Genomic DNA, 15,793 nt, shown 5'->3' with positions numbered 1-15,793 from the left:
CAGTGAATTGGGGCCTGTTCGCTTTCGATATGAAACCCCTATCTTTGCCCTCCTTAAAAAAAGAACCCAAATTACAATTTTATTATGGCACTGAAAGGTTTGGTCAGGTTTTTTGCGATTGCGTTGATCCTTATCTCTGTTTACCAACTGAGTTTTACATGGATCGTCAATAGTTTTGAAAGCAAACAAAAAGCCAGCGCTGAGAAATTTGTCAAGAACAATTTTGCTACTGCTTCTAAAGAAACAAAAGACTCTGCAGTGAATGCAGTTTACCGCAGGTATGTTGACAGTTTGAAGGAAAAGGAACTGATGAATGTTCCTGTACTTTATCCGAAGTTAACTTATCAAAAAGCAACTGAACAAGAGTTGAATCTTGGTTTGGATCTGCAAGGTGGTATGAACGTTACACTTGAAGTTGGTTTAGATGGTTTGATACGCTCTATGAGTAACAACCAGAAAGATACTCTGTTGAATAAAGCCATCGAACGTGCAAATCAATTAAAGAGAAACAGCGACGCTGATTTTGTTACATTGTTTGGACAAGCTTATACCGAAACAAATGCAGGTGGCAAATTGGCTCCGTTGTTTGCAGGTGGTAAAAATAAAACCATTAAGATCGATGCCGGGAATGGTGCTGTGTTAGATGCCATACGTGTTGAAGCAAGAGATGCCATCAAACGTACCTACGATCGTTTGACTGCAAGGATCGATCAGTTTGGTGTTGCACAGCCGAATATCAGTTACGATGAAAATAAAGGTATCATTACTGTTGAGTTAGCAGGTGTGGACGATCCTGAGCGTGTACGTAAATTTTTACAGGCAACGGCGAATCTTGAATTCTGGGAAACATATACTAGTAATGATCCTGCAGTAACACAAAGCCTGCAACAGATCGATCAAAAAGTAAAGGCCTATTTAACTGGTGCTGTTGATACAGCAAGCATTGCTGCAAAGGATACAGCAAACCCTGTTACTGCTGCTGATCAACCTGTAACATCATTGATGTTTCAACAGTTGGATGGTCCTGCACAAGGCTTCAGCAGTGCTACTGTTGGGTTGATCCGTATTTCAGATACAGCAACATTTTCAAAATATACCAACCTCGATGTGGTGAAATCATCCATCCCTTCTACCATGCGTTTCCTGTATGGTGCAAAGCCGGTTGGAAAAAATAAGAAAGGTGAAAGCTTGCTGGAAATTTTTGTGATCAAAACCGTTGCAGGTAGCGATCAACCAAAACTTACCGGTGAATTTATTACCGATGCACGTCAGGATTTTGACCAACGTACAAATGAAGTGCAGGTACAAATGGAAATGAATTCCAAGGGTGCCGGTATCTGGGAAAAAATGACGGGCGATGCGTTCAATGGTAAATATGCCATTGCCATTGCATTAGATAATTATGTGTACTCTGCTCCTGGTGTAAACAATGGCGCTATCAGCGGAGGTATTTCGCAGATCAGTGGAAACTTTACCATTCAGGAAGCCGGTGACCTTGCCAGTGTATTACGTACAGGTAAATTACCTGCTCCTGCAAAAATTGTTCAGGAACAAGTTGTAGGTCCTACACTTGGTGAAGAAGCGATCAGAGGTGGTTCACTGTCATTCATCATTTCGTTTGTAATTATTTTTATCCTCATGTTGTTGTATTACAACACTGGTGGATGGATCGCTAATATTGCCCTTATTCTTAACCTGTTGTTTACAGTGGGTGTATTAAGTGCATTTGGGGCAACGTTAACAGCAGCAGGTATAGCAGGTTTGGTATTGACCATTGGTATGGCTGTTGATACGAACGTAATTATTTTCGAGCGTATCAAAGAAGAATTGACCAAAGGCAAAAGTTACCAGATGGCTGTGCAGGATGGTTACAGTCGCTCTTTGGCACCTGTACTTGACGGACATATTACAACCTTGCTCACTTCATTTATTCTCCTTTACTTCGGCTTAGGCCCTGTAAAAGGGTTTGCTACCACACAGATCATTGGTTTGTTGTTGAGTTTGTTCTGCGGTATCCTTGTATCAAGATTGATCACTGATGCATGGACAAACAAAAAGCGTCACTTCGAATATTTCACAAGCATCTCCCGCCGCATTTTTAAACATGCTGCATATAAATTCGTTGAATACCGCAAAGTAGCTTACGGCATTTCATTGGTTGTAGTATTGCTTGGTGTTGGTTCGATCTTTAACGGATTTGATTATGGTGTTGAATTCCGTGGCGGACGTAGCTACACTGTGAAGTTTGACCGTGAAATGAAAAACGAAGATGTTGCGAACGAACTGAACAAAGTATTTGGTAAATATCCGATCATTAAAACTGTTGGTAATAACAAGCAGTTGAATATTACTACCGATTACATGATCGAACAGCCGGGACAGGAAGTAGATGCGGTGGTTGAAAATAAATTATATGAAGGATTGAAATCATTTATACCTGCAGGTACAACGTACGAGCAGTTTATAACTAATTTCAAGCAAAGTTCACAAACAGTACAACCTACTATTTCTGATGACTTGAAAAAAGGTGCATTATGGGCAACTATTCTTGGCTTGCTTGTGATCACACTTTATATCTTCATCCGTTTCCGTGACTGGCGTTATTCAGTAGGTACAATTGTTGCCTTGCTGCATGATGTATTGGTAACGTTGATCGTATTCTCCTTCTTCAAAAATATTGTTCCGTTCCCGTTAGAAATTGATCAGCACTTTATTGCGGCCATCTTAACAGTAATTGGTTTCTCTATGAACGATACAGTGGTTGTATTTGACCGTGTACGTGAATACAGTGCCAAAATGTTTGGACAGGATAAAGGTGTGATTCTGAATAAAGCGATCAACGATACATTGGCACGTACCATCATGACTTCTCTGACGGTGTTCTTAACCTTGTTAGCGCTCTTCATCTTTGGTGGTGAGGTTACCAGAGGTTTTGCGTTTGCAATGTTGGTGGGTGTTATTACAGGTTGTTATTCATCCATATTTGTAGCAGCTCCTATCCTGATGGATGTTGCAAAAGACAAACCATTGGGTGAACCTGAAAAAGATAAAACACTGGCAAAAGCAAGACATTCGATCAGTTAATTCAATCGACTGAATAAATGAAAGCCCGACTAATTTAGTCGGGCTTTTTGTTTCATATGCCGCATGTTCTTCATGCGCAGGGTTGTCGATTTTTTTTGATATTTTTGAACGTATCTGAAATGCAGGATATAGCGTATCAATACCGGTTTTTTAATATGGCTGTATCAGGAAAGCCCGTCATTTGATCCTGCACACTTTTTATTTTCACAGTACCAGATTTTCAGTTTGGAGTTTACAATAACAGAAACGGAATTGTAGTATGAATCATTTACCTCATTTAATTACAGATCTTGCTTTAATACTCGGCGTGGCAGCTGTTGCAACACTTCTGTTTAAGAAGCTGAAACAACCGCTTGTACTTGGTTATATATTGGCCGGTATATTGGTCAGTAAAAATTTTGAATTTTTTCCTTCAGTTATCGAAATTCATAATGTGCAGGTGTGGGCTGAAATTGGAGTGATCTTTTTATTATTCAGTCTGGGGCTTGAGTTCAGTTTTAAAAAACTTGTAGAAGTAGGCGGTTCTGCTTCTGTTGCGGCTTCTATTGAAGCGGTTGGAATGTCGGCATTAGGATTTGGTACAGGATGGATACTGGGTTGGTCCACGATCGACAGTATTTTTCTTGGAGCAGCATTGGCTATTTCATCAACTACTATTATTATTAAAGCGGTTGATGAACTGGGATTGAAAAAGAAAAAATTTGCAACACTTGTATTTGGTATACTCATCGTAGAAGATATTATTGCCATTGCACTGCTTGTATTGCTATCAACATTTGCTGTTAGTAAGCAGTTCATGAGTCTTGATACAGCACTGTCGATCGGTAAACTTGCTATCTACCTGGTGCTTTGGTTTGTTGCAGGTATCTTTTTTATCCCAACGCTGTTAAAAAAAGCAAAGCACCTGATGAACGATGAAACACTTCTTGTAGTGTCGATCGCTATGTGTTTGCTCATGGTTTATCTTGCTTCATCTGCAGGCTTCTCTCCTGCATTGGGTGCTTTCGTAATGGGATCATTGTTGGCTGAAACAACAAAGGCTGAACGTATTGAACATCTCATTACTCCGGTAAAAGATCTGTTTGGTGCAATCTTCTTTGTTTCGGTTGGTATGTTGGTGAATTTGTCGCAGCTGGTAGAGTATGCAGGTCCAATTGCTCTGATTACGGTGGTTTGTATTTTCGGAAAGATTTTTACAACGGGACTGGGTGCACTTATTTCAGGTAATGCATTGAAGGTGTCTTTACAAACCGGTATGAGCCTTGCTCAAATTGGTGAGTTCTCGTTTATTATTGCTGCTTTGGGTACAAGCCTTAAGCTCACCAGTGAGTTTCTGTACCCCACCATCATCGCTGTTTCGGCGGTTACAACTTTTACCACTCCTTATTTGATCAAAGCCAGCACACCAGTGTACAACTGGATCGATCGCAAGCTGCCTGATCGTTGGCGCAGATCATTGCTGCGTTACAGTTCAGAAGCACAGATCATCACTTCCGTAAGCGACTGGGAATCGCTGCTTCGTTCATTTGTATTGAATGTGATTCTTTTTTCAGCGATCAATGGAGCCATCATTTACCTGTCAGCTTCCTATCTCCCACCCTGGATCGCAGCGAATACTAATTACGCATTCGGTGGAATTACTGCAGCAAGCATCACCTTAATGATCATGGCACCGTTTCTATGGGGTTTAATTGTACGCAACGAACAGAACGAATCGTTTGCAAGGATCTTTGCCCAACAAAAATACCGTGGCCCAATATGGGTGATGCGGTTTATCAAACTTTCGTTGGCATTATTCTTTATCATTTTTCTGCTCAATCGATTTTTCTCTTTTCATATTGCTATATATGCTGCCGCTTTGATCATTACAGTCTTTGTTATTTTCAGAAAAAAAATACAACTCTTATATGATAAGATCGAAAATCGTTTCATTCGGAATCTGAACGATCGGGAGTTACAGGAAGAAATAAAACAATTGAATTTACTCGCCAGTAAACGTGATGTAACGATGGCTCCCTGGGATGCACATATGGTCACATTTGAAATTGAACCCGAGATCAATTCATTCATCCTTGGTAAAACACTTGAAGAATTGCAATGGCGTGAAAAAATCGGTATCAATATTGCTATGATCAGGCGTGGGCAACTATCGATTCCCTCACCTCAGCGTACGGAGCGGATTTTTCCGGGTGATAAGCTGTTTATTATTTGTACGGATGCACAGGAAATAAAAATGAATGCGGTTCTCCGGCCAGATAAAAGACAATTGGAAAAACAACAGGAAGTTGAAATGGAGCTTGATAAGTTTACATTGAACAGTGATTCTCCGTTTATTCATCACACCATCCGTGAATCAGGAATACGTGCTGCAACAAACGGACTGGTAGTAGGTGTTGAACGAAATGGGGAACGTTTGCTGAATCCTGCTTCAGATTTTGTATTTGAGCAAGGTGATGTTGTTTGGATTGTAGGTGAAAAGAAATTGATCAATACGATCGGATAAAATTGTTACCGGCGCTGCTAAGATATAGTGCTGCGTAAAACACGCAATTTGTGTTCTGCTTTTTGCGTTTCGTCTTATTTTTTTAAGTTTCAGCGCAACCTCAGCGCCGAATACGTAACTACACGGCATATAGTTGCGTAGTTCTACGTTATGCGGGGTAAATACCGTTGTTGCAAAAAAGAGAAATACTGCTCTTGTTAAGTCTTAACAGTCCTTTTACTTTTGTATTGTAAGTTGATTGAATAACAAAACGCTGTTGACTTAAGAAAAACACTTAGACTAAATATTCAAATCCATTAAAAAACCAAACAAAAAATCCAATACCGATCAACTTAAGTTATTTAGAAGTAGTTTTAATCCAACAACCTAAAAGAGAACCAAAGACCGTTGAAGAATCCAATTTATCCTGACTAACGAAAAAACCGAAACCAACATCCTAACGAAGAACCAAAATTGAAATCCAAACGTCCGAAGAAGAACCAAAGTTAAAGTCCAAACGTCCGAAGAAAAACCAAAGAAAAATCCAAACATCCTAACCGAAAGACCCTAGTCCAAACATCCTGAAGAACCAAAAAGCCAACCGACCCAGAGAAATCTGTTGCGGAAACCAAGAGACCAAAAAAGGCTTTATTAAAAAGATCTGGATCCTAAGAAAACAAATTGAAATCCAAACCAATTATCCTCTGAAATCCAGATCTTTTTTTCTTTTTATTCGCCCGAAAGGGGGATATTTTGAAAGAAAGAAGAAACTCGGTTCCAAAATCCTCTGAATTAAAATTTCGTACCAAAGGAAAACCATCAAACACCAAGGAACCGCTTAATTTAATTAAATTGCCTGTCTGAAATGAAATGAAACAAGTTCACCACCAGACAGGCAATCTTTTTTCTCCCCCTTCCCTTCCCCGGCGAATTATTTCCATCGTACCATCTCAAACAGAATTTCTTTATGATCTTGGACTTACGGATGAAGTGATCGGCATCACCAAATTTTGCGTGCATCCAGCACAATGGTTTCAATCGAAAACAAGAATTGGAGGAACCAAGCAATTGAACCTGCCGTTGATCGAGTCGTTAAAGCCCGATCTTGTAATTGGAAGTAAAGAAGAAAATGTAAAAGAACAGGTTGAGGCTATTGCAGCATTTTGCCCCGTTTGGTGCAGTGATATTGCAACGCTTGCAGATGCATATGAAATGATGGCCACGATTGGCTCTCTTACCGGAAAGAAAGGCAGTGCCGCAGAAATTATTCAAACGATACAGAACGAATTTGCATCTCTTCCAAAAACCAATATTTCGGTGAAAGCGGCTTACCTCATCTGGCAAAAGCCGTACATGACAGTTGGCGGCGATACATTTATCCATACAATGATGGAAGCTGCAGGTTTTGAAAATGTATTTGCTCACCATGCCCGTTATCCTGTTATCAGTATGCAGGAATTGATCAATGCACAGGCAGACGTTGTTCTCTTTTCATCAGAACCATTTCCGTTCAAAGAAAAACATCTTCATTTGTTTGCAAACGAGTGGCAAACAGTAAATCCTTCAATGCCTCATTTAAAAATAGTTGATGGCGAACTGTTTAGTTGGTATGGCAGCCGGTTGATCCATGCAGCAAACTATTTCAGAAAACTAAAGGAAAGCTTATTTTTAAACGATGAATTTACTGTATAACCAACGTCTGCCTTTTTCCGCTCTGTTGTTTATTGTTTTGTTTGTGGTAACCTGGCCACTTTATCAATACGTATCAGACCTTGATGCAATTGGTTACATGGAAGTGGCACATCATTACATTGACGGCGATTTAAAACTTGCAGTAAATGGTTTCTGGAATCCATTGCATTCATGGTTGGTGATTCCTTTGATCAAAGCCGGATTAAATGATTGGGCCGCATTTAAAGTAAGCAATCTTATTTTTTCCATAGGCTCATTGATCGTGTTACATTCCCTGCTCAATAAATTTTCTCTGGAGTTATGGTTGAAGGCAGCTATTCAATACGCATCAGTCATTATTCTTTTGTCGTATTGTCATTTTGAATTGGCAGCAGATGTACTGCTTGTTTTTCTGCTGCTTATCTATTTTAACCTGATCAAAGAAGAAGATTTTTTTTCAAGCATTCCTAAAAATTTATTAGCCGGAACAATTGGTTCAACACTTTACCTCGCAAAGTCGTACGGGTTCCCATTTTTTATCTTTCACTTCTTTGTCATTCATTTATTTCTCAATCCCAATAAGCGGAATGCTATAAAACAATTAGCTGCTGGTTATTTCATGTTCTTTTTGTTTACGTTTCCGTGGCTGATGGCGTTACATTGGAAGTATGGAGAATGGATGATCGCTTTTGGAAAGTTTAATGCCCATTGGAATTTTGCTGATGGTCCGCCCCCCGGCCCCATCATTCATCCACCACCACATGAAGGTTCATCATCTGTATGGGAAGATCCCTGGCATATGCGGGTTGATAATATCGGCTCTGCTCCTTTCATCACCGTTGCGTTACATCAACTACGTGTGATATTATTCAACTTTCAGCAATGGTTGAAATGCATTCATGATCTTTCATTTTTATCGCCGGCAATTTTATTACTGAGTGGATTTATGTACTTCAAAGAAAAAAGCAAAGAATGGTTATACCTCATTATTGGAGTGCTTGTACTGCCATCAGGTTATATTTTATTACATCTTGAAACAAGATTTATATGGGCAACCAGTTTTATATTTTTTGTTGCCGGTGGATGGTTACTGCAATTGTTGTTTCAACGCTTTCCGTTGCTCAAATGGCAACGGGTGATCATTTGGTTACTGTTTTTTGGAAGTTTCTTGCTGGAGCCGATCAATTTATTAAAAGATAAAATATACGATCACAAAGAAATATTTGATACGGCCGATAACATGAAAGCCAGGGGAATTGATGGAAGGTTTACATCAAACATTAAAGCAGATTTTTGCCAGGTAATTGCTTACCGGACAGGCAGTCCCTTTTATACGATCGTGAAACCGATCTATCCTATGGAGGAATTGGTAAAAGAGTTGAAACAGTACCGGGTGAAGTATTATTTTTTCTACTATCAGGCACAGCAGGAAAAAGATGAATTCTTAAAAGGAAATATTGCAGCAATGGGCAAAAACTTCATCGAACTGCAGCCCGGCCTGCTGGTTGTGGAGCTGAACGAACAACAGTTTGTTGAACCTTAAAAAAACACCCTTTGAAAGCTGCTAATGAGTATTTAACTATCTTAGCGGCTCAAAAAAATCGGGTACCTGCCCGCAACCATTTATAATAACTACGAATATGAGCAAATACAAAGCCGGTGTACTTTTTGGCGAAGAGTTGGAAGCTTTATTGAATGATGCAAAAGAAAATCAGTTTGCACTTCCTGCTGTAAATACCATTGGTACCAATACCATCAACGCAACACTAGAAACAGCTGCAAAAGTAAATTCTCCAGTGATCATCCAGTTCTCAAACGGAGGTGCACAATTTATTGCAGGTAAAGGAATGCCCAACGATCAATTGCAGGGAAATATCCGTGGCGCCATTTCAGGTGCATTACATATTCATAATGTGGCAAAGTATTACGGCGTGCCTGTTGTATTGCATACCGACCATGCTGCAAAAAAATGGCTGCCCTGGATCAGTGGGTTGATTGATGCAGGTGTTGAATTCAATAAAGAAAAAGGACAACCTCTTTTCAGTTCACACATGCTTGATCTCAGCGAAGAGCCATTGGAAGAAAATATTCATACCTCAGTTGAGTTTTTCAAACGTATGGCTCCGTTAGGAATGGGAATTGAGATTGAACTGGGTGTAACCGGCGGCGAAGAAGATGGTGTAGATAACAGTGATGTAGATAATGAAAAACTCTATACGCAACCGGCGCATGTTGCATACGCTTATACTGAGTTGAGCAAAGTAGGTAAATTATTTACTGTTGCTGCTGCTTTTGGAAATGTACATGGTGTTTATAAATCCGGTAACGTTCAGTTGACTCCGATTATTTTGCATAACAGTCAGGTCTATATTGAAAAGAATCTTGGTACTGGCCCTAAGCCGGTTTACTTTGTATTCCATGGCGGTAGCGGTTCTCCTCAACACCAGATCCGTGAAGCGATCAGTTATGGTGCAATTAAAATGAACATCGATACCGATCTGCAATGGGCGTTCTGGGAAGGTATTCTCAACAACTATAAAAAGAACGAAGGGTATTTACAAGGACAATTAGGAAATCCGGAAGGCCCTGATAGTCCTAACAAAAAACACTACGATCCACGTGTATGGTTACGCAAAGGAGAAGAGAGCTTTATCAAGCGTCTTGAAGTAGCCTTTGACGATCTGAACTGTATCAACAGGAATGCATAATTGTTACTACTTTTAATTGGCGTCATATAAATTAGAAACGATGGCAAAAAAAGAAGAGGATATAGAGAAGAACCTAACGGGTGACGATCTTCCACAGGAAGATGCGTTACGTTCGTCGTGGTTCAAGCGGGTGCAGAAGGGTATTCTCACTTCTACATCTGAGAAAAAAGAAATACAGGAAGGTTTATGGACCAAATGCCCGGAATGCAAGTACACCACTACATCCGGCGAATTGGCTGAAAATAAATTCGTATGCCCCAAGTGTAATTATCATCACCGTATCGGCAGTTCTGAATATTATGACTTGTTGTTTGATGGTGATGAATACACTGAATTATTTGATAACATCCGTTCCAAAGATCATCTCGGATTTACTGATCTGAAGCCGTATCAAAAACGATTGGAAGATATCTGGAAAAAATCTGACCTGCATGATTCGATCCGTGTGGCTGTCGGGAAAATTGATGGACATCCTGCGCTTGTGTGTTGTATGGACTTTGATTTTATTGGTGGATCATTGGGTAGTGTGATGGGTGAAAAAATTGCACGTGGTGCCGATTATTGCATAGAACATAAGCTCCCTATGCTCATGATCTGTAAAAGCGGTGGTGCCCGGATGATGGAGAGTGCATTTTCATTGATGCAGCTGGCAAAAATTTCCGGTAAACTTTCGCAGTTGAGCGATGCAAAACTCCCTTACATTACGCTGTTGACCGATCCTACGTTTGGCGGTGTTACTGCTTCGTTTGGTATGCTGGGCGATCTGAATATTGGTGAACCGGGCGCACTGATCGGCTTTGCCGGTCCACGTGTGATTAAAGAAACCATTAAGAAAGATTTGCCTGAAGGTTTTCAACGCAGCGAATTTTTATTGGAACACGGATTTCTCGATCTCATTGTAGACCGTAAGGAAATGAAACAGAAATTCGGGGTATTGTTTACACTGTTTAAGAACTGATTGAACAAGTTTATATTTGCAATCAATATAAGTTGATTCAACTTTTATTGATTGCTTTTTTGTTTGTAAAAATGATTGAATTAAAAAACCGCTCGGCCTTTCATGAATACTACTTTGAAGATAAGTTGGTAGCGGGAATGGTATTAGTTGGAACAGAAGTAAAATCGATCCGTGAAGGAAAAGTGAGTTTCAGTGATTCCTATTGTTTCTTTCACAAGCACGAACTTTGGATCAAAGGTTTGCACATTGCTGAATATAAATTCGGCACTACCAATAATCACCTTGCTGTACACGATCGAAAGCTCTTGCTCAATAAAAAGGAAATTAAGAAGTGGGAAAATAAGATGAAAGAGAAAGGCTTTACCGTGGTTCCACTCCGCATTTTTTTTACTGAAAATAATTTAGCCAAAATAGAAGTAGGCTTGGGCAAAGGAAAAAAACTGCACGATAAACGGGAAACCATCCGTAACCGTGATGTGGAACGTGACATGAAGAAGTATTTGAAGTAAGAGTATTCATTATACATGTTCATTTGAAATCTATGACAGAGTGTATTGCTTTTATTAAAGTAAAAGATCTGCAGAATACAATAGATTGGTATAAAGAGATTGGATTCCAGTGCAGCGCCACAAATCTTTTATGGGAACCCGAATGCGAAATCAATTGGGCTAAACTGGATTTCGGCAATGCTGGTTTTATGATTGGCCCTGATGAGAGACCCAACATCCCCGACGAGAAAGATGTTCATTTGTGGTTTAACATCGATTCAATAGATGCAATGGTTGAACGCCTTACCAATTTTGGGATAAGCATAGACATTGAGCATGCTACTTTCTACGGGCGAAAAAATGTTTCGTTTAGAGATCTGAACGGGTTTAAAGTTTCATTTTCCTGCAAACTGCAAACTGTATAAACTCTACTCATCAATAACAAAAGATTTAATGACCAAAGAACAACTGCTCCACGAATTGAAACACGATACCTGGGTAATGATGAAGCCCTCTCCCATTCATGGGAATGGTGTATTTGCGTTGCGGGATATTCCGAAAGGTCAGCGTGGATTGTTCTCTAAAAATATTGGTGAGTGGATCAAAATTGAACGAAGTGAAATTGATGCATTGCCTGATTACAGTAGAGAGCTGGTTGAAACCTATTGTTTGTTTGATGAAGATCATTATTATGTTCCTGATTATGGCTTTAAGGTGATGGACATTGTAAACTTTTTGAATCACGACGAATCTCCAAATATTATCTCCATTAATGACGGTGAAGATTTTGAAACACTGCGTGACATAAACGCCGGCGAAGAATTATTCATCGACTACGGCAAAATTGTTGACAGTGAAGAATAGCCGTGTCTAAAGTCTTGCAGAGCGTCTGACACATATTTAAGTACGAGGTGCGAAGTCGGAAGTACTTCTCTCCTATTTGCAGCCAGACATAAAAAAGCTGATGTTGCCGGGTACTGCAACATCAGCCGAGGTTTTCACAGTTGATATCTGATCGTTTAGAAACGATACGTCAGTCCTGCTTTGTATCCTTCGTTAAATGCTTTGAAGTTTTGATTTTTGTCTAAGCGTTGAAATCCTCTTTCATACGACGCAGCAATACCAATTCCGTTTTCAAACTCATAACCAACACCACCGGTAACACCCACATCCCAACGATTGAATTGCTCTGTGATATCGATATCACGATTCAATAACGAGAAACCGAATACAGATACATCAGCCCGTAAATTATTCTTTACCAAGTAGGAAACCTGTGGACCGGCAAAGATCTGCAATCCTGCTGCAGGCTTGATTTTCAGCAACACCGGCATATCGATGTAATGCATCTGTGAGGTTGCTCTGGCGTTTAATGCATCGATCTTTAATTCGTTAATGGTAAGATTCCCTTTGAGACCATAACCACGTTGTGTGTAAATTAACGAAGGCTCAACAGAAACCATATCGCCCAAAGGAATATCAACACCGGCACCAACATAGAACGCTGTGCGGTTACGGCTGCTGATGTAGCCATCTGTTGCGTCGATCAATTGTGTAAAGGATTCTCTTGCTTCGCCTTTCCAGGTTGATTGAACAACACCTGCTTTGATGACCGGTTTTATTTGTGCAGTTGTAGTGAGTACTGTTCCGAAGGTGAACAATAGCAGGAAAGAGTAAATAGTATTCATGTGAATGGTTGCAGGATTTTACAGCCTGTTGCCATTACACATTAGAAAAGTGAGCCAGATTTTTGTTGCTGTATCTAATCTTTTGTTAATGGATTCCGTTAACAAACCATTGTGCAACCAAAAACGAAAGTGATTGCTTCTTGTGCAATCATTTTCGTTTTTGGCAGGGTTGCCAACTTTTCAAAAGTTGGCAACCCTTTTATCCAAACAACTCCGGTTGTGCATTCGGATCTTCTTTCACCCATTCCATTTCAATACTCTTGTTGAAGTCTGTAAGCTTTGCTCCCACTGCTTTCCAGCCCATCACCTCTGCAACCTTCGCCAGTTTTATTTTGGCTTTACGAACCTGTGCACCTCTTCCACTTTGCATGGCAAGTACCGGTTCAGCGTCAGTTGTAACAGCTTCCAGATAATTTTTACTGCCTTCTTTAATAAAGAAAAATTTATTGCGGAGTGTAGTGGTTTCAATTTTGAAACGTTTTACATTGAACTGGAGTTTATCATTGTCAAGATAAACGGCCGTAATAATTTTTTCAGGATTAAATAACTCAATCAACAAAACAGCCTCCGGGTCAAACTTTTGTGTTAACTCCTGGTCGGTAATTTCATAATTACCATCACGGTAAATCACCAGCACTTTATCATCTGGTTCAAACTTGCCAAGGTATTGTCCTTTCTCCTCTGTAGTTAAGCGACCAAACTTATCATCAAACCACATTTTCTTTCCGCTTAATGTAGAACGGCCTTTCTCTTTAAACTTCACCGATTTTATTGGGTACTTCGTTACCTGGTTACCCATACTGCTGCGGCCTTTAATATCGAGTTCTTCAAAATAAAAATCAAACTCTTTGTTGCGTGCTGAAGAACCGGGTGTCAACATTACTTTCACTACTTCAGCTTCGCCATTCAGGTTCACACTGAAATAATGCACTTTGCTTTTGTCATCACCACGGGTAAGATCATATTCTTTGTCTCTAGTTACACCGGTTACATTAAAACGTTTGGCATAGCTTATTCCGGCTTTTCCATCAGCATAGATCATATTATACGTCGTGCGTTCATCATTCTTTTGAAATACCGCCGCATGTATAATGTCTTTACCGATGTAGGCTTTGTCGCTCACCTTCACCACTTTCATCAATCCACGTTTGGTGAATACGATGATGTCATCAAAATCGGAGCACTCACAGATAAACTCGTCTTTCTTTAACGATGTGCCAATGAACCCGTCCTCACGGTTCATGTATATTTTGGTATTGGCAATTGCTACCTGTTTTACCTGGATGGTTTCAAATGGCTTGATCTCCGTTTTACGCTCACGACCTTTGCCATATTTTTTCAGTAGATTTTCATAGTAAGCAACAGCGAAATCAGTCAGGTTTTCCAGATCATGTTTCACCTGTTTAATATCTGCTTCCAGACCTTTGATCTGCTCATTCAATTCGTCAATATCCAGCCGGTAAATTCTACGTACAGGCTTTTCCGTTAGTTTAACGATGTCTTCTTTGGTAATATCTCTCCGCAGTTGTTTTTTGAACGGAACAAACGCAGTGTCAATTGCTGCAATTACTTTCTCCCATGTTTCATGTTTCTTCTCCAGTTCTTTGTAAATCTTTTCTTCAAAGAAGATTTTTTCCAACGATGTGTAATGCCATTTCTCCTGCAACTCACCCAACCTGATCTCCAGCTCTTTCTTCAAGAGCTCTTTCGTTTGATCAGCAGAATATTTTAAGAGATCAGTTACTGCAAGAAACTGTGGTTTGTTATCAACGATTACACAGGCATTGGGCGAAATGGAAATTTCACAATCGGTAAATGCATACAATGCATCAATCGTAATATCCGGAGAAATACCCGGTGCCAGATCGATCTGCACTTCTACTTCAGCAGCTGTATTATCCGTTACTTTTTTGATCTTGATCTTTCCCTGGTCATTTGCTTTAACAATACTGTCCATCAATTGTGTGGTAGTAACACTGTACGGAACATCTTTAATGAGCAAGGTTTTTTTATCCAGCTCTTCAATATGTGCACGAACTCTTACTTTACCACCACGTTTCCCATCATTGTAATTGGCTACATCAACCATACCGCCTGTTTGGAAATCAGGAAGCAGTTCAAAACGTCTGCCTCGTAAATATTTTATGGAAGCATCGATCAGTTCGCAAAAGTTATGCGGTAAAATTTTTGTTGATAGACCAACAGCAATACCATCTGCACCTTGCGCCAGCAATAATGGAAATTTCATGGGCAACACAACGGGTTCGTTTTTACGACCGTCGTAACTCAGTTGCCATTCCGTTGTTTTATTGTTGAAAGCAACTTCCAATGCAAATTTCGAAAGTCGTGCTTCAATATAACGTGCTGCCGCTGCATCATCACCTGTACGTACATCGCCCCAGTTTCCCTGGGTATCAACCAGCAAATCTTTCTGACCAATATTGACCAATGCATCGCCAATACTTGCATCACCATGCGGATGATACTGCATGGCCTGACCAATGATGTTCGCCACTTTATTGAAACGTCCATCGTCCATTTCTTTCATGGCGTGAAGAATACGTCGTTGCACGGGTTTCATCCCATCTTCAATGGCGGGTACTGCACGCTCCAGAATTACATAAGATGCATAATCAAGGAACCAGTTCTTATACTGACCCTGTACGCCACTCTCATTTTCGAAAACATTTTCTTTCTTTTTCGCTGCGCTCATA

The 15,793-nt window shown here is 40.0% G+C and carries 11 protein-coding genes; 9 read left to right on the top strand and 2 right to left on the bottom strand.

Annotation, left to right across the window (positions count from 1 at the left end):
* The first annotated feature begins 84 nt into the window (after positions 1 to 84).
* The 9 genes from secDF to WG989_RS16950 all read left to right on the top strand — a co-directional run bounded on the left by secDF (position 85) and on the right by WG989_RS16950 (position 12,255).
* A complete protein-coding gene (gene secDF, locus WG989_RS16990; protein ID WP_340431241.1) occupies positions 85 to 3,084 on the top strand; it encodes a protein translocase subunit SecDF in 3,000 nt (999 codons plus the stop codon).
* 259 nt (positions 3,085 to 3,343) lie between these two features.
* Positions 3,344 to 5,587 (top strand): monovalent cation:proton antiporter family protein, encoded by a 2,244-nt coding sequence (locus WG989_RS16985; RefSeq protein WP_340431240.1) that lies wholly within the window; start codon positions 3,344 to 3,346, stop codon positions 5,585 to 5,587.
* An 849-nt stretch (positions 5,588 to 6,436) separates the two neighbouring features.
* The gene (locus WG989_RS16980; protein ID WP_340431239.1) at positions 6,437 to 7,258 is read left to right on the top strand and encodes an ABC transporter substrate-binding protein; all 822 of its coding nucleotides are present in this window, start codon (positions 6,437 to 6,439) and stop codon (positions 7,256 to 7,258) included.
* A complete protein-coding gene (locus WG989_RS16975; protein WP_340431238.1) occupies positions 7,242 to 8,780 on the top strand; it encodes a hypothetical protein in 1,539 nt (512 codons plus the stop codon). Before WG989_RS16980 ends, WG989_RS16975 begins: the two co-directional genes overlap by 17 nt.
* Before the next feature lie 97 nt (positions 8,781 to 8,877).
* On the top strand, positions 8,878 to 9,945 hold the full coding sequence (gene fbaA / locus WG989_RS16970) for a class II fructose-bisphosphate aldolase (RefSeq protein WP_340431237.1): 1,068 nt from the start codon (positions 8,878 to 8,880) through the stop codon (positions 9,943 to 9,945).
* A gap of 40 nt (positions 9,946 to 9,985) precedes the next feature.
* Entirely contained in the window at positions 9,986 to 10,903 is a 918-nt protein-coding gene (gene accD / locus WG989_RS16965) for an acetyl-CoA carboxylase, carboxyltransferase subunit beta (protein ID WP_340431236.1), read from the top strand.
* Between the two features lie 32 nt (positions 10,904 to 10,935).
* Entirely contained in the window at positions 10,936 to 11,412 is a 477-nt protein-coding gene (smpB, locus tag WG989_RS16960) for an SsrA-binding protein SmpB (protein ID WP_340431235.1), read from the top strand.
* A 32-nt stretch (positions 11,413 to 11,444) separates the two neighbouring features.
* Complete coding sequence (locus WG989_RS16955) at positions 11,445 to 11,816, top strand: VOC family protein (protein ID WP_340431234.1); 372 nt, start codon at positions 11,445 to 11,447, stop codon at positions 11,814 to 11,816.
* Positions 11,817 to 11,844: 28 nt separating this feature from the next.
* Positions 11,845 to 12,255 (top strand): SET domain-containing protein, encoded by a 411-nt coding sequence (locus WG989_RS16950; protein ID WP_340431233.1) that lies wholly within the window; start codon positions 11,845 to 11,847, stop codon positions 12,253 to 12,255.
* Between the two features lie 155 nt (positions 12,256 to 12,410).
* Here the strand turns inward: WG989_RS16950 and WG989_RS16945 are convergent, their stop codons facing one another.
* Complete coding sequence (locus tag WG989_RS16945) at positions 12,411 to 13,079, bottom strand: porin family protein (protein ID WP_340431232.1); 669 nt, start codon at positions 13,077 to 13,079, stop codon at positions 12,411 to 12,413.
* A gap of 199 nt (positions 13,080 to 13,278) precedes the next feature.
* The gene (locus WG989_RS16940) at positions 13,279 to 15,792 is read right to left on the bottom strand and encodes a DNA gyrase/topoisomerase IV subunit A (protein ID WP_340431231.1); all 2,514 of its coding nucleotides are present in this window, start codon (positions 15,790 to 15,792) and stop codon (positions 13,279 to 13,281) included.
* Between the last annotated feature and the right edge of the window lies 1 nt (position 15,793).

The organism is Lacibacter sp. H407, assembly GCF_037892605.1.
GTDB lineage: Bacteria > Bacteroidota > Bacteroidia > Chitinophagales > Chitinophagaceae > Lacibacter.
This window is presented reverse-complemented; position numbering and strand designations above follow the sequence as displayed.

Coding starts and splice junctions, on each gene's coding strand:
- secDF (WP_340431241.1), top strand. CDS start 85: ATGGCACTGAAAGGTTTGGTCAGGTTTTTTGCGATTGCGTTGATCCTT.
- WG989_RS16985 (WP_340431240.1), top strand. CDS start 3,344: ATGAATCATTTACCTCATTTAATTACAGATCTTGCTTTAATACTCGGC.
- WG989_RS16980 (WP_340431239.1), top strand. CDS start 6,437: ATGAAACAAGTTCACCACCAGACAGGCAATCTTTTTTCTCCCCCTTCC.
- WG989_RS16975 (WP_340431238.1), top strand. CDS start 7,242: ATGAATTTACTGTATAACCAACGTCTGCCTTTTTCCGCTCTGTTGTTT.
- fbaA (WP_340431237.1), top strand. CDS start 8,878: ATGAGCAAATACAAAGCCGGTGTACTTTTTGGCGAAGAGTTGGAAGCT.
- accD (WP_340431236.1), top strand. CDS start 9,986: ATGGCAAAAAAAGAAGAGGATATAGAGAAGAACCTAACGGGTGACGAT.
- WG989_RS16955 (WP_340431234.1), top strand. CDS start 11,445: ATGACAGAGTGTATTGCTTTTATTAAAGTAAAAGATCTGCAGAATACA.
- WG989_RS16950 (WP_340431233.1), top strand. CDS start 11,845: ATGACCAAAGAACAACTGCTCCACGAATTGAAACACGATACCTGGGTA.
- WG989_RS16945 (WP_340431232.1), bottom strand. CDS start 13,079: ATGAATACTATTTACTCTTTCCTGCTATTGTTCACCTTCGGAACAGTA.
- WG989_RS16940 (WP_340431231.1), bottom strand. CDS start 15,792: ATGAGCGCAGCGAAAAAGAAAGAAAATGTTTTCGAAAATGAGAGTGGC.